Origin of the sequence: Borreliella kurtenbachii (genome assembly GCF_030437945.2) — a bacterium.
Taxonomy (GTDB): Bacteria; Spirochaetota; Spirochaetia; order Borreliales; family Borreliaceae; genus Borreliella; species Borreliella carolinensis.
Window position 1 is genome coordinate 1 of sequence record NZ_CP179512.1, and the last position, 21,491, is coordinate 21,491.

The window sequence follows — 21,491 nt, forward strand, 5'->3', positions numbered from 1 at the left end:
ATATAATTTTTAATTAGTATAGATATTTCCACTCTAAAGATTAACCTAAATAGCTAAAACTATACCTACCAAGCAGCAAAACTTTAACCCGAAATAATACAACTTTAACTAGAATTTTTTAAAATGATAAAACTTTAACCCGAAATAATACAACTTTAATTTTTGCAATTTTTAACTAAAAGTGTATAATGTTTATATGTTTTTATTCAAGTTCTTTTTTAAAAAAAAATCTGCTAAACAGAAAAATTTTTACAGAATAAATCCGGATGAATTTATTCTGATTAGCAAACATCTTATCAATTCTACTAGCACTACTCACCAATTACTTGGAATTATTATGGCTTCTGGAATTTCATTAGCTCATCTAAAAAATCAAAATATCAAAACTCCTTACAATTTCAAATCCAATATACTTTCTTATGCATTGGATAACGGTTTACAAATTCAAACATATTCTCTAATTTGCTCTAATGAAATTTCCAGATGTATTGAAAATTTAGACAAAAATAGATTACTATCTATTGATGCGCGTAGAATTAATTATGTGGCAAACAATATATTTGGTTTTGGGATTACTACTAAACAACTGAAAATTATTTACTCTTTGATTGCAAAGTCAAAAGAAACTCTAAACGAAATTACATATAACTCTAACTCACAAAACTTTTTGTTAGTTAAAACACCTTGTATATTAAATCTATCACAAAAACTCAATTACATTAAATCATTTGCACCTCTAAAGCTCAATCAAAGCAATCTAAATCATTATAAAAACAGCTCCAACGAGCTTAAATCAACTATTACAAACTTGATTTCAAATTTTATTACTGAAAAGGAACCTTGCAAAAATTTACATACTCTAACGCTATACATTAATGCTAACCTAAAAAAACTGGGAATCTACAAAAATACTTGCAAATTGCAAAAGCGCATTATATCTAAAATTTTTTTTCTTGATTAAAGTAAAAAATTCTTTGCAATTTCTATTTGAAATAATTGCTAATTAATGACGTAATGAAGGGAGTTAGAATAGATATAGCAGTGGGCACAACTACTACTGCAATAATAACTATTCTGTTGCTGACTTTAAGCTTTTCCGAAAAAACTTTGTTATTGGCTTCTAGCTTTTCCGAAAAAACTTTGTTATTGGCTTCCAGCTTTTCCAAAAGAAGTTTGTTATTGGCTTCCAGCTTTTCCAAAAGAAGTTTGTTATTGGCTTCCAGCTTTGTTTCTAGCCTTTGTTCCAAATTAAACATATCTTTTTGTAAATTCTTTTCTACGGTATCAATCTTAGTAGTAAGTTCATTTTTAACAGTATCAATCTTAGTAGTAAGTTCATTTTTAACAGTATCAATCTTAGTATCTAAATTATCTATTTTTAGATTTAAATTCTTTTCTACGGTATCAATCTTAGTATCTAAATTATCTATTTTTAGATTTAAATTCTTTTCTACGGTATCAATCTTAGTATCTAAATTATCTATTTTTAGATTTAAATTCTTTTCTACGGTATCAATCTTAGTAGTAAGTTCATTTTTAACAGTATCAATCTTAGTATCTAAATTATCTATTTTTAGATTTAAATTCTTTTCTACGCTATCAATCTTAGTAACAAGATTGTCAAACTTTATACCAAATTGTTTTTCTAAATTTTCTAAATCTCTATATGTTAGTTCATTGTGATAATATCTTTTTGACAAATCTTGAGCTATTAGTTGTTCCATACCCAATCGTAGAAACTCTCTATATATTTGTTCTTCAGTAATATTATTGTTTGTCAATGCCGATTTCATAATTTACTCACCTGCTAAATACATTATAACACAAATCAAGGCTAAATAACAGCTCATTTTCAAAACTTACGAAATCGACTGCGTACACGCAGATGGGGTGGGGGATTGATCAGATTACCAATTTGATCTAGTCTTTCTTCCCTTTTTTGCTTAATTTTTGCAACCCACTTAGTAATAATTCCTTCGGGCTGTAAATCTTTGGAGTAAAACTTAAACACTTCTTGTTCTAACTTCAAAATTTTCTTATACAATTTTCTAATAGACCGAATATTCCGGCCGTCAACGAAATAAGATATAGTATGAACATACATAAACACACTTCCCGTTTTGAACCTAAATTCAAGGTAATAAGCCTTATTGAAGGTTTTGAAATTTTTTTTAGAAAATCTACAAACAGACGCATAATCGGTGAAAAACCTATTTCCCTTGATTTTTTGTATCCGTAAAAAATTCCGTAAAACACATCACCCTCTTTCAACGGGTACAAGTAAACCGCCTTTTTCTCTTTGTTCAACGTATTGGCAAAGAAAATTGCAAACATTTTTTTGCTGGCTCTCCAAGCCCACAAAACATTCATCAATCTTGTATGATACATGACCTTACCCTCCAAAATCTCTTTTTTGAAAAAAGTATGATTATGAAAAGGTATTTGATTTTTAGTAGTTACAACAACCTTTTTTTTAGTTGGTGTTTTTACTGGGCTTTTTACTACCCTTTTTATCCTAAAATTAATACATCACTCCTTTCTAACTTCCACTTTGCCTCTTACCTCCCGATCCGGGAACTGCCGCAGCACCAGGAGCCTTCTGCAACCTACCAAGAAATATTTCTTTATAGTCTTTTACAATCCTAGCCAATATTTTCCTTAAACTGGCATACCTTTTTGCCTTACAAATATATTCAAGACCATCTACCTTCTGGATGGTAAACCCTAATTTATCGTTGTATTTCTTCTGAATCCACTCATCCACGAACTTGTAAACGTACTCGTAGTCCAAATCTTCTGGTTTCAAATGGGGAAAATTGGTAATGCTTTTGTCCTTAGCTTTGTTTTGAATTTCCGTGCTCATGTAAACATGCCAAATTTTGTCCCTTCTCAAGTAAAGTCTTCTTACTAAATGTTTCATTCTTATTTTCATTTTACCTCCTAAAGCCAAATAGGCTCAAATTACTTTTTAGTAATTCCCAAACTATCAAGTGTAAGGCCTTTGAGAGACTTGAACCCCGAAGAATCCTTAACGATGTTACTTCTTCCATATATGTTATTTCTATTCTCCCCCAAGTAAATTCTCTCCGGCGGCGTATTTACGCTATCTTGCCTCTGATTATTTGACAATTCCCTTGTTTGCGTTTGCACTTGTGCTTGCGATTGATCATTCGATCTCTCTAAACGCTCTCTACTACGATTTTCTCTTTCTTTAGCTTCTATTGCAAGCACTTTTTTCACATAATCATTAAGCTCAACCTTTTTATTTACAAATTCTGTGAATCGATCTTTCCAAATTAGATCATAATCACTAATAACCCCATCATTACGCTTCATCATCATCCAAACCTTATAACGATATTCAGAAAATTGTTCTAAGAAATGCTCGAGTATATACTTTACTTTGGCATTTTGATGATCATCTAGAACCGTTTCCAAATTATTAAGCGCATTTTTGTAAGTTGATTCATTATTGCTAAGATCTTTTACTCTGTAAAGGAAATCTTTTGGAATGTCTCTTTGAATAAGTCGAGACTCTACGTCTTTTTTTTCAAAATTAATATTGTTTTTTAGAATTTTTGAATTAACATAAGAATTCTTAGAATTCTTATACTTAATATTACTTATATTAGCTTTATTAATAACAGGCGGCGACTCATGAGGCGACATAGTATTGACACGACTTTTACTGTGCTGACTGTGTAAAGTAATGTCGCATGATTGTTCAAAAGTCCCATAGGAAATTTTTTCTGAAACTTTATTATCAACAAACCTAAAGGATGTGGAATTCTTAGTATGATTTTGAAATTTGTTTTGGATATTTTGGAATTTAGAAACTTTGAACACCGCATTTTGAATGTTCCAGTCGAAGTCGCCTACTATTTTTTTGTTTGCAAGTTTTTCTTCAAGTAAAGATACGAAATATTGCCAAATTATTTCTTTGTGGTAGCCTACAAATTGCATGTTTTGAATATAATGTGCAACACTTCCATGCCCGGTTTTGTGTTTTCCGAATTTTCGGAGTACGGTTTGAATTAGGCCAAGATCATTTAGAATCTTAATGTCTCGCTGGACAGTACGATTACAAACAGCTCTTTTTCCATCTTTTTCAAGAAGTTTTGCTACAATTCTGTAAATGTCACAAGCCGAATAACGCTCAACTCCAAATGTTTTTTTGTAGTCTTTATTTTTAACACTGATTGCCCAGTAAACTTTCAGCAACCTTTTGTATGGGTTTACACACATTTTTTTGATCAAAGACTCAACGTAGGATACTTTTACAGTATCCGTACAAGTCTTTTTATAATTGTTCTCCACTAACTTAATAAGCAAGTTTTGTGAATTGGATTTGTCTAAATTAGCTTTTTCTAATAAAATATTTTTCATATGGAAATTAAAACCGATTCATCATTAGTGATGAAAGGGTGAAAGTCTGGTTGCACATGCGACTAGACTTTTCTTTTCCTTCCTCAATTAAATTCAAAATTCTGTGGAGGTAATTTTATGAAAAATCCTCTCACGAAAATATTGTATAACAAATTTTGGCTTTTTCAAAAAAAATACAAAATTATTTGGTTTTTAACAAAAAAGTTGTATATTTTACAAAATCTAATACTGCGAAAGCACTATTAGATAATTTGGACTAAATAGTCTGAATTAGCTAAAGTCATGTTTTATTTATTTTGTACACGTGCAAAGTGGGTGAAATATGATTTTTTTTTTATAAAAAAAATTGAAATCTGATGGAGGGGGTATATGGCAAAACTAAAGAAAGTAAATATTGTAAGCAGTATCATAGCCATGCTAATAATATCAATTTCTGGAATTGGTACATACGCTTTTAAAGGACTTCTAGCAGACATCAAAACTCAAGCAGCTAAGGTCAAGGCTGAAGTTTTCAAAGAGCTCGAAAATTACTACAAAGTTGTTAAGAAAGAAGTTTTCAAAGAACTTGAGAATTATTACGACACTAAAATTAAAACCGAATTCGAAGAAATGAAAAATTCAGTAAAAGAAGATCTAAAAAGAACTACGGATTTCATTATCACTGTAAACAAAGAAAACTTAGCACAAGAAATTAGAAATATTCTCGTAAAAGAAAGAATTAAAGCAGAAGAAATTCTAAGAGAACAACTAAGATCAATGAAATTGGAAAAGCTAAATGAATAACAAAATATTTTTAAGTATTTACAATTTTTTCTATAATCTTTTGAAAGATTATTTCATAAAAAAGTACAAATCAGAATTACTAGAAAGTGCAGAGCAATTCAAAAAGTTCGACAAAGTGACTTTCAAGGAAGTCGAAATTCACAGACTTGCGGTGCCTTTGCAAATGAAATTCAAAGAACAAAACGAAATTATCTCTAAATTTGGGTGTTATTTCCTTTGCATTTTGTTTGTTGGCTTTGTAGTAAAAGAAATCAAAAACAACGTCGAAAAATGTTTCGATTGTTTTGAGATTGATTTACTTTTCAAGGGACTTGTAAGTAAAGGCTGTCTAAGGGGTGACAATGCGTTTGTAAATTCTCCAAACGCAATATTTGCAAACTTAGGTATTGACGAAGATATTTACTTTGACGAAAAACATTATCCGAGTTCTTACGTGCCTTTAGAATCGGATATTTTGATTGCAAAGTACAAAGACGAAAGTTCTAGTTTTTACCATTTTGTAATTGTGGCAAACGACAGAAAAACCGTAATTTGGGATTCACTTGGCAATTCTAAGGCCGTTTCTAACGGGTACATAGATTCGCTAAGAGTTTTCAAAATTCAAAACAAAGCAATAGTACAGCGCGTAAAGAACAGACTAGAACTTTACAATGCAAAATTTAGAAACAATTTGGAGGTAGCGTAATGAACGCAGTAAAAAATATTAATGCGCTGCTAGACGCAGTGGATGTAAAAAATGCACTCCTAAAAGGGTTTGAAAGTTCTTTTGGTAGAGAAAAATTAGACATAGTGAACGAAGGAATGGCCTTCACAAGCTCACTTTTAAGGTTAGTGTTTTTTTTGAAAGACAAAATCGAAAAAAGCAATGAGGACAAAGCTGCTGTTGAGCAAATTGACAAACGCTTAAAAGACACCATTGAGCTTTCAATACAAGCTTGTGAGGCTTACAGAAATTCTGGAGGTAGCTTTTGCGAATACAGAAAACTCATTAAGCTTCGAGACGAAGTTACAAAAAAAATGCTAAACGATTTACAAAATCAAGTTCACGGGAGATAACAATGCAAAAATTTAAAGCAAAAATTAGTTTCATAGGTATTTTTTGGGCACTCTTACTACTACTTTCTTGTGAATCAATACCATCGCTTCCTAAAACCCCAACATTAACAAATAAAGAAGATATTTCAAGCCTAATTTCTGATGAGGCGGAACTTTTTAGATACGCAACTTCTTTGAATGTTTGGCTTTTGTCTGTAAAAGCCTATGCTAACAAGCACTATGTTGGTGAAAAGTTTCCCATTTTTGAAAATTTTAATCCTGAGGTTGACGATGAAAATGAACCCGATGACACCAATATGTTAAAAAATCGAATCGCATACTATAAGCGATACATAGAAAAAACTGAACCTATTGTATTCGATTGCTACAAAAAATATAGCAGAAGATAAGGTACGGTAAATTGCAAGATCAAGTGGATGTAGTTCAAGAAATTAATTTGAAAAGTCCGGAAATTGCTGACGAAAATTCAGAAATCGCTGATTTAAGTCAAGAAGTTGAAAAAGGCAACGAAACTACAGAAATATCAAGTGCCAAAGAAGATACAACAGAAGATTGTACTTCTTTGGAGCTTGACATTGTATTCTACACGGACGAGGGTCAAATTTTTGAACTTACCCCTTTTGTTAACACTACAAGCATTGTTCTAGAAGAAAAAATAGTTGATCCAAGCCTAAAAACAGCAGCAAGCACGTTCAGCTTTAGTGTAAGCGGCCTATCAGAAGAGTTTTTGAATTTCTTATTCTTCAGAAACGAAGACATTTTCGTAAAAGTAAATAATAACAATAAACCCGTTTTTAGGGGAATTCTAGAAAAATTTTTCAGCAGAGACTTATTCAATAGCACCAAAAGTGTATCATTCACAGTTAATGACTACTCTAGCCTACTAAAGATTGCATTCGAAAATCCAGTTCAATTTCCAAACAATTTTTCACCAGACTGGCTTTTTGTATACAATCCTTTGGCAAAAGAGCTCTCACTTGTCCACCTAATAATAGAAAAAACTAAACTAAAAGACCTTATTGATGATGATGCTAGCGAAGCAATACTTGATAAAGTCCCCGCTGTAATCATTGATTCTGGAGAAGATGTCGAAACTATTTTGCAAGCCTTGTTGTATGAATTCGGATACGCATACACTTTCTCTTCAGTCGGCAAACTACAAATACTTCCAATTTGGAAAAGCGAAGTTATTACTAAAGAAATTGAAATTTGTACTGTGGATGCTGAAAGTTATGTTATGTCAAAAAGTAGCTCCAGTAGCTACGATTCAACTAAAGTTATTTGGAGAGAAGGCAAATTCCAAAGCAAAGAAGAAGCAATGTCCAAAAAACGACCACTGTACTCAGCCCCAATCAATGTTGCTGGTACCGATGGGGCACTGTACGTTGCAGTTCTTCAAAAAGGTGTAGTTTACCCCGACTTTGCAGACAAGGTCGGAAGCAGTGTTTTTCAAGAATACGATCCTAGCTGGCTAGACACAGTTTACAAATGGGACTTCAAAAGGCGCGAAGTTTGGCACGACCACTACGCCATAAATGAACATTTAGCAATAATCTCAACTCATAACCTTGAAGCAAGGTTTAGTGCCGACTCCTCCATCAAGCTTGAAAATAAAGAATATTTTCCAACAAAGGCTAAGCTTTGGTTTAGAAACACTTCTAGTAGTCAAGGCTCCAAATATATTTACCACTTTGACATTTATGGTGATGTTTTCTACACAATAGCTCAAAATGTACTCCAAACCGACAATGCTGATGATTTTTACTCTAAAAAGTTTGAATACACAACAAGATTCATTTTTTCCGAAGAATCCGCAGTAAGACTTTTTGAATTCCTAACAAACTTACGTGTCAAAGGACACACTATTGTTAATTTTAGGTCAATGCAAAATCTAAATATAACCGATTTTGTCAAACTTAGACTTGACAATATTGGCATTGATCATTTTTTCCTTATACTTTCAAAAAAAATTACTAATTTCGATCTGGATATCAAACTTTACGAGTACGAAGGAATCACCTGGGGCGACTACACTCACTACGAATACCTTACAACTTCAACCAAAATAGGAATAAGCGACTATTTGTCTGGAGTTCACAAAGTTGTTATTGCACCGTTTAATTATGATGGGCCCGAAACTTACCAATTTAAAGCCTCCGGGTTTAAAGACGAAAATACTTTAAATGGTTCAATTGAATTTGCAAAACAAGCTGGACTTAACAAGATCAAACTACTTAAAGGCGATTTTTACATTTATGATCAAGTAAAACTAAACAATTTAGAAATAGAAGGCGATGACGAAGTTTTCATAAGAAGCACGGGGTTTCCTAAACATATTTTTACATCAGAAAAATCATTCAGGCTTTCTGGAATTAACATATGTCAACAACCAATGAGTGAACTTTACATTAACGGAGGAGATCTAAACCAAGAAGAACTGTCGCCTTACCTAGAAGACAAAAGCTTTACACAGCCCGCTGTTGTAGTGCTCTGCTCATCATATTCATTGCAAGAAGAGGCCAGATCATCGGTCTATGTTACAGATGCAAGCTTTGTGTACATCAAAAATGTCACATTTAGGTGCGCATTAAACAAAGCATTGCATTTCAAAAAAACAAAAAAAATTTTACTTGAAGATGTAAATTTTGATTCTACAAATCAAAGTTTTGACATACAAAATGTTACCAATCTAACACTAATTAATGTTAATGCTCAAGGCAGCAAAACTGCATCGGTTGCAAATGGACTTAATGCAATAATTAGAGAAAGCTTCTTTACCAACAACACCAATGCGCTTAAGCTTTCCAACTTTTCAAGTTTGAAAATAACCGACACACAGTTTATCAAAAATAGCGGCACTGCGCTGCATTTACAAGATATTACTAGCGCAAGACTAAGTAACAATACGTTTACAGAAAATAAAGTTGGACTTGAAAATCATGCTTTTGACTTGATCATACGCGATACTTTTGTAAAAAACACACTTGCCCTTAATTTAACAAGAAAATCAGATGTGGGTGTCCGAATACTTGATCTTAGCACTTACATGGAAAACACTAAAGACAAACAGGAGGCTGCTTAGATGATAAGTGATGATGATTTTGAAAACATCAAAAAAAGACTTCAAGCCGACAATATCAAAATTCAATTTGGCGTTGGAACTATGGAAGAAGCAAAAAATTATGTTGGCAAACTTGGCGAACCTATTGTTGTCAAAGATAAAGAATTATTTGCTATTTGCAATGGTAAAGATACTACTAATAGAAAATATTATCCCATAAATAAAAATACCAAACCCCCTATTGGCGAAAATATAGATGATTATTTAAAAGAGTTAGTTAATTGGTGTTTAGAAAATACTTATCCTGGTTTTTTAACTGCAGAATTCGCCCAGGAAGGAACACTGTCAAGAAGTAAATTGATACAAGCTTTTGAAGATACTAAAAAATTTTGTATTCCAGATAACAGATCTCTTCCAGACAATTGTTTTGTAAAAGAAAAATTTGGAATATCTCGTGCCCCCAATTTGTCGGGCAGATTCTTGAGACACTATGATTCTGGCGGCTCCACCGATTCTGACGGGTCAAGAAGCTTGGGAAATGAACAAGAGGATTCTTATAAGAGTCACGATCATGATATTAACTTGGACCTATTGCGTGAACTGCGAGGGCGACTTGTGACTCGTTACTCCTCCATCAGAAGAGATTCTAATTGGAGTACAGGCAGCACCTCTTTTGTTACTCATATAGAATACGGTGACCCAATAGAGTCGTCGAAATACCCTTCCTACACAAAATATGCGGGAGATGACGAAACACGACCCAAAAATATATGTTATATTTCATTCTACAGATATGATTGGTAGGTAAAATCAATGATAACACAAGAAGACTACACAGAAATAAAAAAGAAACTCGAAAACACTAAAACTCGAATCCAATTCAGAAATGGCGACAAAATAGATTCGCTAGGATATGAGGGCTCTCTTGGAGAACCAATTTTGCTAAAAGATAAGCTTACTTTCTCAATATGCGATGGGAAAAACATTGATAACAGAAAAGAATATGAAATTACTAAAAGTGCCCCAAATTTAGATTCACTTATTGAATATTTAGAACATATGATTTTGTTTTTCTTGGAAAAAACACCCGTCGGTGCCTTGACTGCCAAATTTGCAATGGAAGGATCAATCCTTACAAGAAGCAAATTGATTCAAGCATTTACAAACACAAACAAATTTTGTATTCCAGACGGAAGAAGCTTGCCAAGCAATTGCTACGCATATAAAGCTTTAGGAATATCTTCAGCCCCCAATTTGTCGGGCAGATTTTTAAGACACTATGATTCTGGCGGCTCCAATGATTCTGATGGGTCAAGAAGCTTAGGGGATAGACAAAGTGATTCTTTTAAGAGGCACTATCATAAGCTTGACACCGAGAGAATTAATTTTAAAGGCCAATTAGTAAAAAGAATGACAATGATTTATCGTAGTGCTGATACTTGGTATACTTGGTATTTTGCTGAGGAGATTATGTCTCCCTTTATTACAGGCTATGATTACCTAGAGCTAGACCCCGAATATTTATTACCACCTTTCACAAGGCAAAGTGGTTCCAAAGAAACAAAACCTAAAAACACTTGCTATATATCTTTTTATAGATACGATCTTTAGGAGAAAAATTATGGACAATTTACAAATTCAAGAAAATTTAAAAAAATTAATAGAAGAAAAACTTTCTTTTGATAATCAAACTGTACACAACTCCAGCAAACAAGCGTTGCTTAGACTGTTTGTCAACAAAATGTTTGAATTTTCAAACAGCAATGTGCTAGCAACAAGTCTACATGCATTCAGAATGTTTTTTGCGGTCTTTGAAATGAGTGAAGCTGAAGATTTAGTGCTAGACATTATTAACAAAGAAAAATTAATTATTGGAAACAATACAAGTACGAATTTTGTAAAAAGTTGTTCTTATACCGAAGAAGAAATCAACAAAATTATTAACAAGGGTGAACTATGAGACTAAGGCGACTTCCAGTATATGTTGATGCCTACAAAGAAAAGCCCAATGCTGAAATTTTCATATACTACTCAAGTAGGGGAACTGGTAAAACCTACGACATTGCAACTGTTAATTTAGAAAGAAAATTTAGTGTTGATGGCGGGGATACTCTTGCAATTAGAAAAAAGAAAAACAAAACAACACAATCAATACACAAAGAAATTTTAGAACTTTTAAGCATATATAACTTAAGAAAATTTTTCAATATAAGCAAAGCAAAAATTGAAAGTAAGAGTTTGATTTTTGGGAAAAAACGTGCTTTTGTTTTTGAAGGGGGTCACGATACAAGAGACTTAAAATCTTATGCGCATTTTAAGGACTTGTGGCTGGAAGAAGCCAATCAGTTTAGCGCTGATGACATAGAAATGCTTATCCCTACAATGAGAGAACAAGGCGGCAGAATCTATATGTCAAGCAATCCGGTGCCTAAATCACACTGGCTATATAAAAGGTACCTATCAAATCAAGACAATCCCGCTGTGTGTATAATCAAAAGCACTTACCGTGACAACCCATTTTTAAATGGTGGAGACGTACAAGCTTGGCTTGAAAAACAAAGACTTGCATATCATGGCAATGATATTGGTTTTAGAATTGAGGTTTTAGGAGAAGAGTTTGATTTTGGTACAGCAAGATTAATAAAAAAATTTAATGTGTGCGGTCCTGATATTCTTTCCAGAGCTAATGGAAGCTATTATACAGGAATACACGTTAAAGGCAACAGAATTTGTTTTTTAGAAATTCTTGTTGGAAGAATTTCCTATCTTCCAGTTGTGATTATTACAAACGCGTGTAATAAAGTTTTACTATCAAAAACTGATTACCAATCCGAAATTAATAAGTTCAAAGGAGTTTTTGTATTGCCAGCAGCAAGAGAAGAACTCAAATATGTATTTTCTAGTTTTGGTAGAGGTACTTTGCTTGCAAAAAAACGAAACTTGTATTCACTCTCAGACTATTTGATTCCGTCTAATCTTAATGTAGTAAACAAACCCGAAACCACTGATGTAATTTCAGAGTTCAACGAAACTGAATATTATTATGATGAATCTAGTGCAGAAGATAGCGAAGTTACAAATTTTGTTATGCAAAAAGATTTGGTATACATCCCGGCATTTCTCAATGCCATATCGGTTTTTAGCTAAAGGAGCTTCTAATGTTTAGAATGAAATTTTTCAAAAAACCTAAAGAAACAAAACTATTTCCAGTAAGTGAATACACACCACACCAGGATCAATTAAGACTTGCACATCAAATAGCTGAAATTTACGCGGGGTTTGCATCTTCAAGAGATATTGAGCACAAAGTCGATGATGGACTTTCAAAATTATTTGATAATAATTTCAGAGCCGTGATCAAAAAAATGGTTTATACAGCAATTTTGTCTGGAGAAAGCCATTTTTATATAGTAGTTCCAGATTCCGATGATCCACACAAGCCACTAAAAAAGGGATTTCCTTGTCTTTGTTATAACTTTGGTGAAGTTATTGATCAGGGATTTTTCTTAAAAAATATTCATGAAAGTAGAATCATTACCATGAAGTCATCTTTTCTAAATTTTGAATCTCTAAAAAAAAGTAGCAATATTATGAACACGCTACTTAATGAGACGGTAGGGTTTTTAAGGGTGAATAATTTTACTTTCCTTAAATCAGCAACTCTGCCATCAGTCAAGGATATGACTGCATATGATCTGGCCGAGGTTAAAAAAAACATTGAGGGGGTTCTTGATAGTAACCACAAAATGATGATACTCGGAAGAGAAGATGATATTGCTAATGTAACAAGATCTGTAAGCCCACTAAGAGATGCTTTTGAAATCATTGTATCAGACATAACACTTCATTCGGGAATTCCCAAAGAAATACTGTATCCAATATCTCCTTCTGGAGAAGGCAGCGTTGGCAACTATGATATTTTTTACCTAAACATTGAACAGATATGCAAACTAATGGTAACGCCATTCATCAATGCGGTACTTTCAAAATTTGGATTAAGCTCTAATTGGTGCTACAAGCCAGTAAAACCAATTAGTCAAAAAGAACAAGCCGAAATTGATGAAAAACATGCAAAAACCTTAGCAACTTATGTGGAACTTTTAAGCAAGGCGAAAGAAATGGGAAATGATAGCTTGTACTTAAAAATACAAGATGAAATGAATCAGTACTTGCAAATTTAGAAAATTTAATTTTAAGGAGGTCAATATGCAAGAACAAATAAATGAAGAAACTGTTGCAATTTCTGAATCTTTGCCAAAAAATGACAAAGAACTTGTAACAATATCTTCAGAGGAATATGAACGGTTAGTGGCTGATGCAAAAAAATTGCCAGACATGATATCACGAGAAGATTTCGAAAAACGACTTGCTGAGGCTGAGAGCAACTTTATAAAAGCTCGAAAACAAGCCGAAAGGCAAGCCGAAGCTAATGCTTTCAAAGATTCTAAAATTTTGTCAAATCTTGAGAAAGCTTGTGAGCAGTATGAAATTGCTCCACCTTTTGCTAATGTTCTGAGCGTAAAAGACGCTAAGCTTGCATTTTTGGATGCAATGAAAAAAAAGTACAACATCAAGTTCAAAATTGACGAGGAAGGTGACCTTGATTCGCAAATCGACAATATCAGCTTGCTAGTACAAGAACTTACAGCGTACAAGCAAATGGTAAATGCAAGAAATCGATTTACAGGTCAAATTATTAACGAGACAAAATTACAAAAATACAAAGATAGATTTACTTTGGGGAGGGCATAAATGGCAGATTTCGATTTTACAAAATTATGTAAAAATTTCGTTTTAGGAGTTGAACACAAAGCATGCGTACATCAAACTGAAACCGCAATAGTTGATGTTGAATCACCCATCATCAAACCGGGAGATCCAGTTTATTCGAGTGGGTCAAGCGAAATGGGAGAAGTACTGGTAAAAGCTGCAACTGCAACAGCAGGAGTTGGTCCTATTCGTGGATTTGCCTTAAAAAAGGCAGATATTGCTTTACTAGAAAATGAAAATTACTCACCGGGCGAACTAATTCCAATAAGACGTGCTGGGGAAATAACCGTTATGTTAGATAACACATTTGCAACTCCTAAAATTGGTGATTTTGTGTTTTTAAAGGCAGGAAAACTTGTAAAAGACGGAAAAGGGGGTGTGCAAGTTGGTAGAATCAAAGACGTTAGTCTTGATGCAAATAGCAAAGTAGTTTTGCTTGATGTTAATATTGGACCTGAGTTTGAGTCTAATGGTAGCAGAAAATTTGCATGAACGTAAAAATTTGTGAAAAAAATAGGAGGTAGATTTTGAGTAGAAGTATTTTTGCAGAAGCAAGTGGTAGTTACAGTGCAGATATAATACAACTTGCAAAAGGTGGCCTTTCCGAACTTGTGCCTTACAAGATGATAAGTAGAAATGATCTAAGACAAGGTTATTATATTGTCAAAAAAGCAACAGTTGACCACAATGTCACAGCAACTTTTGGTGATCATAGTAATGAAATTGGAAAAAGTAGCATTTTCTTCAAAGAGATGGCTTACAAGATGCACGTATTTGATACAGTACAGCGAATTTCTCTAAAAGACCTAATGTACGGAACTATAACTGAAGATGAAGTAAAGGCTAATCTAGAGCTTGGCCTTATGAAGGATGCATACCATTCTGTTATTTTTGGTAAAAAAAACATCAATATGGAAGGCATTGCAAATCTAAAGGGCAGAAGTAAAGTTACTGTTGAAACACTTACTACTGGATTTACGTTGTATGAAAAAGTAGCACTTGCAAAACGTGAAGCAGAAAAACACATGGAAAAACTTGATGAGGGTTACCATCTTTTAGTTCCTCACAATTTTTCTCACCTTTTATTAGAGTTATACAGCGAACCTCAGTATGTAACAGTTAAAGAAGCACTTTTTAGAGATCATAAAGTGGTAACTTCGATTTTCAAAGGATTGAAAAATCCTATACTTTATCAACCAAATCCAGAAGTTATGTTTGTTCCAATGTTGTCAGAAATATTCTTTAGAAAATTTGCATCATCAGACGGAGATTACATTCATGCCTCAATGGAATCAGCAGGAATAATTCACTTTCAACCACAAGAAGTTGTTGAAATTGAAGTTACAAAACCTAATGGGTAACAAACTTAGCAAATGAGTGAACTTGACGATCTTATTATGTGGATCAATCTTACTAAGATAGAATCTTTACGAATTGAGTGCACTAATAAAGACGGAAGCATTAGTATCCCAGATCAAACAAAAGTGCAACTTTTTGAAGTACTAAGATATGCAAAATCTATTTTGGCCTTGTACCAAATGGGAGTTGCTTACAATAATTGGCTTGTAATTTTGCTTGATGTTCTTTATTTAGAAGTTTTCAATATTAGGTGTAAAGGAGATCAAAAAGAGTGTAAATTTAAGTACTTGCTCTCTCAACTTGATTTCCTATTCCCGCGTATTGATTCTTGTCCCTTTCTTTATATTGGTTGACCAAAAGGATAACAAATGGAAATTGGAGAAAAAATAAGAAAATCTATATTTGATAATGCAAAAAGTTTCGTTGGTTTTAAAATCCGACAAAAGTCGGACTTCTTAAAATCACATATCCCCGGACGATTGTCGAATGTAACAAATATTGATTTAGAAGAAACTTCTTTGGGAATTAATTTAAAAGTAAAGGTAGGCTCCCCTCTTTCTGAATTTCTAGACTCAGGACAGGCATATAACAACAATTTGCCAGCTCCAAGTCTAACAAAAATCAAAATTTGGGCAGCATATAAGGGTATAGAATCCTCAGCAGTGCCCATTTGGCTATCTCTGAAGAAGAGAAAACCTAAAAACCAATATACAAACTGGACAAGCGATTTAGTAAAGGAGTCTGCAAAATTACTTAGATGAAGTACATAGAAGAATTTGTCATTAATCTGAAAAAAAATTTGAAAACTTACTTGGCTACTTGTAAACAAACAACCACAAAAGTATATTACAAGTCTGAAATGTTTGCATGTTCAAACTTAGACTTGCCATCAATTGTCTTTGCAGTAAAAAGTACTGGAGAAATTCTGAATCATTGCAAAAATTACTCGATGCTTTTGTGTCCAAAGTTCATAATTTACACAGAGTGTAACATGCGTCCTACTTTAGGACTTGAGATTGCAAATATAATTGTGGCGTTTCTAATGCTAAATTATTCGTTGAAGTATTTTAGCATTGACGATTCCCAGGTTGAAGACGAAAATTCTGATGCAAGAATGGTAACATTGGTTGATTCAACATTGGGAATTAGGATAGATGGCGCTGATTACATTAATTGTCGTGGAGGTAAAAATGGCAATTGAAAAATTGAGAATGCCGACTGGCGCAGTGCTAGTTACGGTCAATATTGAAAAATTCAAGTGGAACTTCAAGGGTTCAGACATCAAAAATAATAATGAACCTTCTGGAACAGATCCTACTAATTTAGTTGTAAAAGACTTGGGCTCAAACATAACAAAACCTAGCAAATGGAAGTCAATTAGCGAATGCATTTTTAGGGTTAAAAAGATTGATTCTAAGTCAAAACTTACATCAGATTTAGATCTAAAAGAAGGTAGCATTTTCTACTACAACAAAGATCTTTTGACAAAAATATCTGCTGCATGTGATAATGCTGATGAAATTGATGTTCTACTTTTCAAAACATATTGCTTGGGGTATTCATATACCATCAGCTCAACAAAAGCTACAGAAACTCTAAAAACAACTTGCGGATCAATCTCGGCAATTGGAAAAATACCAGAGCAAACTGTTGAGTTTAGCGGATACTCCGTTAGAGAAACCGCAACTAATAAGGAAGAAATCCTAGATACATATATAGAAAAATCGCATTTCATAACACAAGATATTTCAAAAAATAATGACCAATGGCAAATTGGAAAACGTAGTTTACCTACAAATTACGAGTTCACGGTACTTTTTGTAGATCAAATTGCAGATCAAGATCAAAGAACCAAATTCATGGTGGGCGAAGGACAAATTGCAACTTACAACCCAAGCCAGGACCTGAACAATCAAAAAATTGATCTAAAGTGCCAGCTTACTCTAACAAAACCCTTAGTATCGCTTTCATGCGACTATATTAAAGATGCAAGGTTCTTCAAGATTTAGGAGGCAAAAATGGTAATTAATGTTAATTTGACTGGCAGGGTAATGTTACCCTATATTCCAGACTATATTAGAAACGGCAAGGAAAAGATCAAAGAAGAAGAAAAAGCATATGTAGTTTTAAAAGACATTAACTACGGGTTTGTGGAAAAGCTAAAAGCAAGACAAATCGAACTTTTCAAAAAATTGAATGGCGAGAATGGTAAAACCAATTCCAATGCTATGATTGAGTCAACAAGCGCTCAAATTCAATTTGTAAAAAAAATTTGGGATGAAAATGTGGTAGAATTTGTCGGCCTTGAAAATCAACAAGGAGAAGTTATCACCAAAGAGATGGTTGAAAGTGACGCTATCTTGTTTCAAGACATGCTTTCAAGTCTTGCAATCGAAATTAATTTCCTGGCAGATACTCTAAGGGTTGAGCGTGTTTCAAAAAAGTAGAACTTGCATTCGCTTATATTACAAAGAAAAATCACTATGACCAAATTCTGAATTTTGCAGACCGCGTGAATTCAGAATTCATAGTGAATATGAAAAAGGAACTTCCCTGGATCAAATATAATGAGGATGCTATTCTGCATTTACTGAATCAAGCCTTACTTTCAAAAAGTATTGGCAGCTTGCCCAATAGGGGCGGCCTTTTTGAGCAAAATTACTGGTTTGTTTTAGTTTTGAACGAACTCAATTTGTACATCAAAAATCTTGAGAGCGAGAGCAGAAGTAGATGAAACTTGATGAAATAATAATTCCGCTATCAATGTCGATCAGCAATAATCAAAAGCTGGACGCAATAGCAGAAACTCTAAAAAAAATTGCCGAACAAAAATTTTCAAGTCTGGATGATTTGAAGTCAAAATTAGAAAAATCTGCTAAATCTGGATCCAACTTAGAGAAAGCGCTAAATAAAAGTTCACAGAATGCTAGTAAAAACTTCAAATCTCTTGCAGATTCTGTTGATTCCGTAAATTCCAAAGCTGGCAGCATGAAAAGTATAGGCAAAGTTCTAAAAAGTGTTGGAAAAGGCTTAGGAAGTGTAAAGAATTTGGCAAACAAAACCGGTGAGGCATTCAACCAAATGTTGGCGGCTTTTGCCCCAATTATTATAGCTGTAAAGGCTATACAAGCAATCGGCTCTACAATAAGTGGAATTTTTGATGGCGCTATGGATGCTCTTGATGAATTCAACGAAGAAGTGTCAACGTTTTCTGACATGCTTGGAAACGAAGACCTTGGAAAATCTTTAGCAGAATCCATGAGGGCTTTTGGCGATGAAACTCTTTTTACTAGAGACGCTATTGCTAATGCTACTAAAACAATGCTTTCTTATGGTGCAACTGCGAGTGAAGTTGAAGAGAGAATTAGAATGTTTGGGGAGGCTGCTGGTGGAAGTAGCGAGGGGCTTGAGAAATTAGCCGAAGTATATTCTCGTGTAGAATCGAGCAATCAAGTGAATTTAGAAGATTTGTATGCACTTCGTGACGCGGGTGTTGACATTACAGACATTTTGGCAGAAGAAGCTGGTTTAGCTGGAGAGGCATTATATAAGGCCGCGAGCGATGGAAAAATAGGGTTCGAGACTCTAAATAAGGCTCTTTCTAAAGCCACTAGCGAAGGTGGTAAATTTTACGGGAACACTGCCAAAGAAGCAAAAACTTTAGCTCAAGCTCAACAGCAAACTGCTAAAATGAGCGAAAAGCTTTTCTTAGACATTGGAAAAGCTCTAGAGCCAATGATGATTGGATTTGAAAAAGTAAAACAATTTCTTATGGTAGCAATCATGGTTCCTTTGACCAAGGTGACTACAGCTACAATATACTTAACTACCAAATTGGGTGAGCTTGTAGCATATCTTGCCGGCAAGTGGGTGCAAGGCATGAAAATGTTGTTCAAGGCCATTACCACGCCCTTTGTGAAGCTCTACGAGGGAATCAAATACGTAATCAACAAGCTAAAAGAACTTGCAACATATGTTTCTAGTGGATTTTTAGATCGTTTTAAGGGTGCGTTTGAGCCCATTATCAAATGGGTTCAAAAGTTGATAGATACGATATCCAAAGCGTATACAAAATTGAAAAATCTGGTTACTTTTGGGAAAAAGACCGAAAAGGAAAAAGACACTTCTGGTACCGAACCCGAAAGGGATAAAAAGTTTGATCCAAATGCAAAAACCCAATTTAACAAGAAAATGGCAGAAGACTATCAAAAGCTGCAAGACGAAATATTTAATGAGCAGAGGGACATCTATAATAAGACCGGGAAAGCACGAGAACAAGCCTTAAGGATTCTTGAAAAAACCATAAATGAAAAAAACCAAAAGTTTATGGAAACATACTCCAAAAGTTTTGACGAGTTATCTGACGAGAACAAGAAAATTTTAGTCGGAGTTGAAAAATCGGTAAATGAGTTCAATAACTCCAATTATTATTTTGTGAATGAGTACCAAAATTTACTAAAAGAAAAAGAAAGTCGTGAAAGGGAAATAATCAAAACTCTGCCCCATACAGATCAAGTAAGCGCTTTACAGAAACTTAATGATGAAATCAATGAAAAGAACAAAGCGTTCGTAAAAAAATATGGAAAAAGTTTCGAAACTCTGAACGAGTCTAACAGGCAAGTTGTAGTCGCGCTTGAAAAGCAGGTTAATGAATATGAAAAAACCGCTTTAGATCGATCTTTTGTCGAGGCTCAAAAAGCTCTGCAAAAAGAAATAACCGACTTAGAGTGGGAAACAATGCTACTTCCAGCAAAAGAAAGAGCAAGTGCTGAAAAAAAGATGGCATCCAAAATTCAAGCAATGTATAAAAAATTCGTGGATGAGCACAAATCGCAATTTGAAAAGCTAAATGAAACCAATAGAAACACTATAAAACAATATGCTGAGAAAGCTCAAGATACGACAAAAAGCTTATATGACAGCATGTTAGACGGCCTAAATGTCTTTATGAATGCCTTTATGAAAGATATAGCAGGCAAATTTTTGAATAAGGATACGGGAGAAATTATTGGAGAAGAAATTCATAATTGGAATAATGGGGAGTATGCGAATTGGGGTGAAGTTGCGGAAAAAATGACAACACAAATGTACGAATCTTGGAAAAGTGGATTAAAAACCGCTGCTGGAGCATTGTTTGGACCTTGGGGAGAAGCTGTTGCGGAGCTTATAAACGGATTGACCGATTTTGTTTGGGGACTTTTCAAGGGGCAAGAAAAAGCGAGAATTAAAGCAATTGAAAAACAACGGGACGAAGATTTGGAAGAACTTGAAAAACGAAGTGAAGTCGAACTTCAAAAGCTTGAAGATCGTTTTGATGAAGAAATCAAAATGAGAAAAGAAAAATTGAGCGAATTAGATGATGAATACACTAAAGAAATAGAATTTCTCAAACAAGCTCAAAGTAAAGGACAAATATCTGGTGAAGAATTTCAAAAAAGATTACACGATGTACAAACAGAATATAAAACAAAAAAAGATATAGAAACCACCCAACTTACTAAGACCGAAGAGGCTAAAAAACTAGAAGTAGAACGCAAAAACAAACTTTCTAAACTAGAGCCCGAACTAATAAAAGCACAGGCCGAAGTTGATAAGGTAAATGCTGAAGATTGGTGGAATTTGGGCAAGCCTGATAGGTTAAGAAAAACACAAAAAATTTTAGACGAAATACTAAAAAGAATTGCAAAAGTAAAATCAGCTGGATCTATTGAAGAGATAAAACTTGCTCATGGCGGTGCACGATTTGTTTCAAATAAACCGACATATATGCCAAACTCAGGTATAATGTCTAGTGAGTTTGGGCAACCAGAATTAGTAAGAATAACTCCAGCACCAATAGATGAAAATCTACGCAAACTTGAAGCTAAAATCATTGCAGAAGAAATTACTAAATTACAAAAAAGCCAAAACAGTACAGTTGTAAATAATTTTTACTATAACTTTAATGGGGATGTGCTTGATGCTGAAAAATTAGTTAGAATGCTAAAATCAAAAGAACATCTAATGGGATTTAGAATGGCAGAGTAGAAAAAAATGTAAAAAAATTTTCAAACTACCTTGTATTTTACAATTACTA

24 protein-coding genes and 1 pseudogene are annotated in these 21,491 nt (G+C 33.7%); 21 read left to right on the forward strand and 4 right to left on the reverse strand.

The window, feature by feature from the left end:
- Positions 1-196: 196 nt before the first annotated feature.
- Complete coding sequence (locus QIA22_RS05355; protein ID WP_367611748.1) at positions 197-961, forward strand: hypothetical protein; 765 nt, start codon at positions 197-199, stop codon at positions 959-961.
- A 22-nt stretch (positions 962-983) separates the two neighbouring features.
- Here QIA22_RS05355 and bdr read toward each other — a convergent pair whose 3' ends face one another.
- From bdr to QIA22_RS05375, 4 genes and pseudogenes are all read right to left on the reverse strand, one after another.
- Entirely contained in the window at positions 984-1,793 is an 810-nt protein-coding gene (gene bdr / locus QIA22_RS05360; protein WP_367611746.1) for a Bdr family repetitive protein, read from the reverse strand.
- A 59-nt stretch (positions 1,794-1,852) separates the two neighbouring features.
- A pseudogene (locus QIA22_RS05365) lies at positions 1,853-2,388 on the reverse strand (DUF226 domain-containing protein).
- A 151-nt stretch (positions 2,389-2,539) separates the two neighbouring features.
- Complete coding sequence (locus QIA22_RS05370) at positions 2,540-2,932, reverse strand: hypothetical protein (RefSeq protein ID WP_367611742.1); 393 nt, start codon at positions 2,930-2,932, stop codon at positions 2,540-2,542.
- 29 nt (positions 2,933-2,961) lie between these two features.
- Positions 2,962-4,386, reverse strand: coding sequence for a plasmid maintenance protein (locus QIA22_RS05375; protein WP_367611740.1), 1,425 nt, complete (start codon positions 4,384-4,386; stop codon positions 2,962-2,964).
- A gap of 369 nt (positions 4,387-4,755) precedes the next feature.
- On the opposite strand from QIA22_RS05375, the gene QIA22_RS05380 reads away from it, so the two are divergent.
- The 20 genes from QIA22_RS05380 (at position 4,756) to QIA22_RS05475 (ending at position 21,442) form a co-directional block, all read left to right on the forward strand.
- Entirely contained in the window at positions 4,756-5,169 is a 414-nt protein-coding gene (locus tag QIA22_RS05380; RefSeq protein WP_367611738.1) for a hypothetical protein, read from the forward strand.
- A complete protein-coding gene (locus QIA22_RS05385) occupies positions 5,162-5,854 on the forward strand; it encodes a DUF261 family protein (protein WP_367611736.1) in 693 nt (230 codons plus the stop codon). The genes QIA22_RS05380 and QIA22_RS05385 overlap by 8 nt, the downstream gene beginning before the upstream one ends.
- Positions 5,854-6,225: a hypothetical protein gene (locus tag QIA22_RS05390; RefSeq protein ID WP_367611734.1), complete on the forward strand. Its 372-nt coding sequence runs from the start codon at positions 5,854-5,856 to the stop codon at positions 6,223-6,225. The genes QIA22_RS05385 and QIA22_RS05390 overlap by 1 nt, the downstream gene beginning before the upstream one ends.
- Positions 6,226-6,227: 2 nt before the next feature.
- Positions 6,228-6,614 (forward strand): BBA14 family lipoprotein, encoded by a 387-nt coding sequence (locus QIA22_RS05395; RefSeq protein WP_367611732.1) that lies wholly within the window; start codon positions 6,228-6,230, stop codon positions 6,612-6,614.
- 62 nt (positions 6,615-6,676) lie between these two features.
- Complete coding sequence (locus tag QIA22_RS05400) at positions 6,677-9,307, forward strand: right-handed parallel beta-helix repeat-containing protein (protein ID WP_367611750.1); 2,631 nt, start codon at positions 6,677-6,679, stop codon at positions 9,305-9,307.
- Entirely contained in the window at positions 9,308-10,090 is a 783-nt protein-coding gene (locus QIA22_RS05405; RefSeq protein WP_367611730.1) for a hypothetical protein, read from the forward strand. It begins immediately after the preceding gene.
- A gap of 9 nt (positions 10,091-10,099) precedes the next feature.
- Positions 10,100-10,897 carry a hypothetical protein gene (locus QIA22_RS05410; protein ID WP_367611728.1) on the forward strand — a complete coding sequence of 266 codons (798 nt, stop codon included), beginning with the start codon at positions 10,100-10,102 and terminating at the stop codon, positions 10,895-10,897.
- 10 nt (positions 10,898-10,907) lie between these two features.
- Positions 10,908-11,246, forward strand: coding sequence for a hypothetical protein (locus QIA22_RS05415; RefSeq protein ID WP_010256648.1), 339 nt, complete (start codon positions 10,908-10,910; stop codon positions 11,244-11,246).
- On the forward strand, positions 11,243-12,433 hold the full coding sequence (locus QIA22_RS05420) for a PBSX family phage terminase large subunit (RefSeq protein ID WP_367611726.1): 1,191 nt from the start codon (positions 11,243-11,245) through the stop codon (positions 12,431-12,433). Before QIA22_RS05415 ends, QIA22_RS05420 begins: the two co-directional genes overlap by 4 nt.
- Positions 12,434-12,444: 11 nt before the next feature.
- The gene (locus QIA22_RS05425; protein WP_367611724.1) at positions 12,445-13,467 is read left to right on the forward strand and encodes an anti-CBASS protein Acb1 family protein; all 1,023 of its coding nucleotides are present in this window, start codon (positions 12,445-12,447) and stop codon (positions 13,465-13,467) included.
- Positions 13,468-13,492: 25 nt separating this feature from the next.
- On the forward strand, positions 13,493-14,038 hold the full coding sequence (locus tag QIA22_RS05430) for a hypothetical protein (protein WP_010256657.1): 546 nt from the start codon (positions 13,493-13,495) through the stop codon (positions 14,036-14,038).
- Positions 14,039-14,548 (forward strand): structural cement protein Gp24, encoded by a 510-nt coding sequence (locus QIA22_RS05435; protein ID WP_010256660.1) that lies wholly within the window; start codon positions 14,039-14,041, stop codon positions 14,546-14,548.
- A gap of 35 nt (positions 14,549-14,583) precedes the next feature.
- Positions 14,584-15,417, forward strand: a complete 834-nt coding sequence (locus tag QIA22_RS05440) for a hypothetical protein (protein ID WP_010256663.1) — start codon at positions 14,584-14,586, stop codon at positions 15,415-15,417.
- 12 nt (positions 15,418-15,429) lie between these two features.
- Positions 15,430-15,768, forward strand: coding sequence for a hypothetical protein (locus tag QIA22_RS05445; RefSeq protein ID WP_010256666.1), 339 nt, complete (start codon positions 15,430-15,432; stop codon positions 15,766-15,768).
- A 15-nt stretch (positions 15,769-15,783) separates the two neighbouring features.
- Positions 15,784-16,176, forward strand: a complete 393-nt coding sequence (locus tag QIA22_RS05450) for a hypothetical protein (RefSeq protein WP_367611722.1) — start codon at positions 15,784-15,786, stop codon at positions 16,174-16,176.
- 230 nt (positions 16,177-16,406) lie between these two features.
- Positions 16,407-16,616 carry a hypothetical protein gene (locus QIA22_RS05455; protein ID WP_010259148.1) on the forward strand — a complete coding sequence of 70 codons (210 nt, stop codon included), beginning with the start codon at positions 16,407-16,409 and terminating at the stop codon, positions 16,614-16,616.
- Positions 16,606-17,424 (forward strand): hypothetical protein, encoded by an 819-nt coding sequence (locus QIA22_RS05460; RefSeq protein ID WP_367611718.1) that lies wholly within the window; start codon positions 16,606-16,608, stop codon positions 17,422-17,424. The genes QIA22_RS05455 and QIA22_RS05460 overlap by 11 nt, the downstream gene beginning before the upstream one ends.
- Before the next feature lie 9 nt (positions 17,425-17,433).
- A complete protein-coding gene (locus tag QIA22_RS05465; RefSeq protein WP_367611716.1) occupies positions 17,434-17,862 on the forward strand; it encodes a hypothetical protein in 429 nt (142 codons plus the stop codon).
- Between the two features lie 65 nt (positions 17,863-17,927).
- The gene (locus QIA22_RS05470; RefSeq protein ID WP_223292497.1) at positions 17,928-18,149 is read left to right on the forward strand and encodes a hypothetical protein; all 222 of its coding nucleotides are present in this window, start codon (positions 17,928-17,930) and stop codon (positions 18,147-18,149) included.
- On the forward strand, positions 18,146-21,442 hold the full coding sequence (locus tag QIA22_RS05475; protein ID WP_367611714.1) for a tape measure protein: 3,297 nt from the start codon (positions 18,146-18,148) through the stop codon (positions 21,440-21,442). The genes QIA22_RS05470 and QIA22_RS05475 overlap by 4 nt, the downstream gene beginning before the upstream one ends.
- The last annotated feature ends 49 nt before the right edge of the window (positions 21,443-21,491 follow it).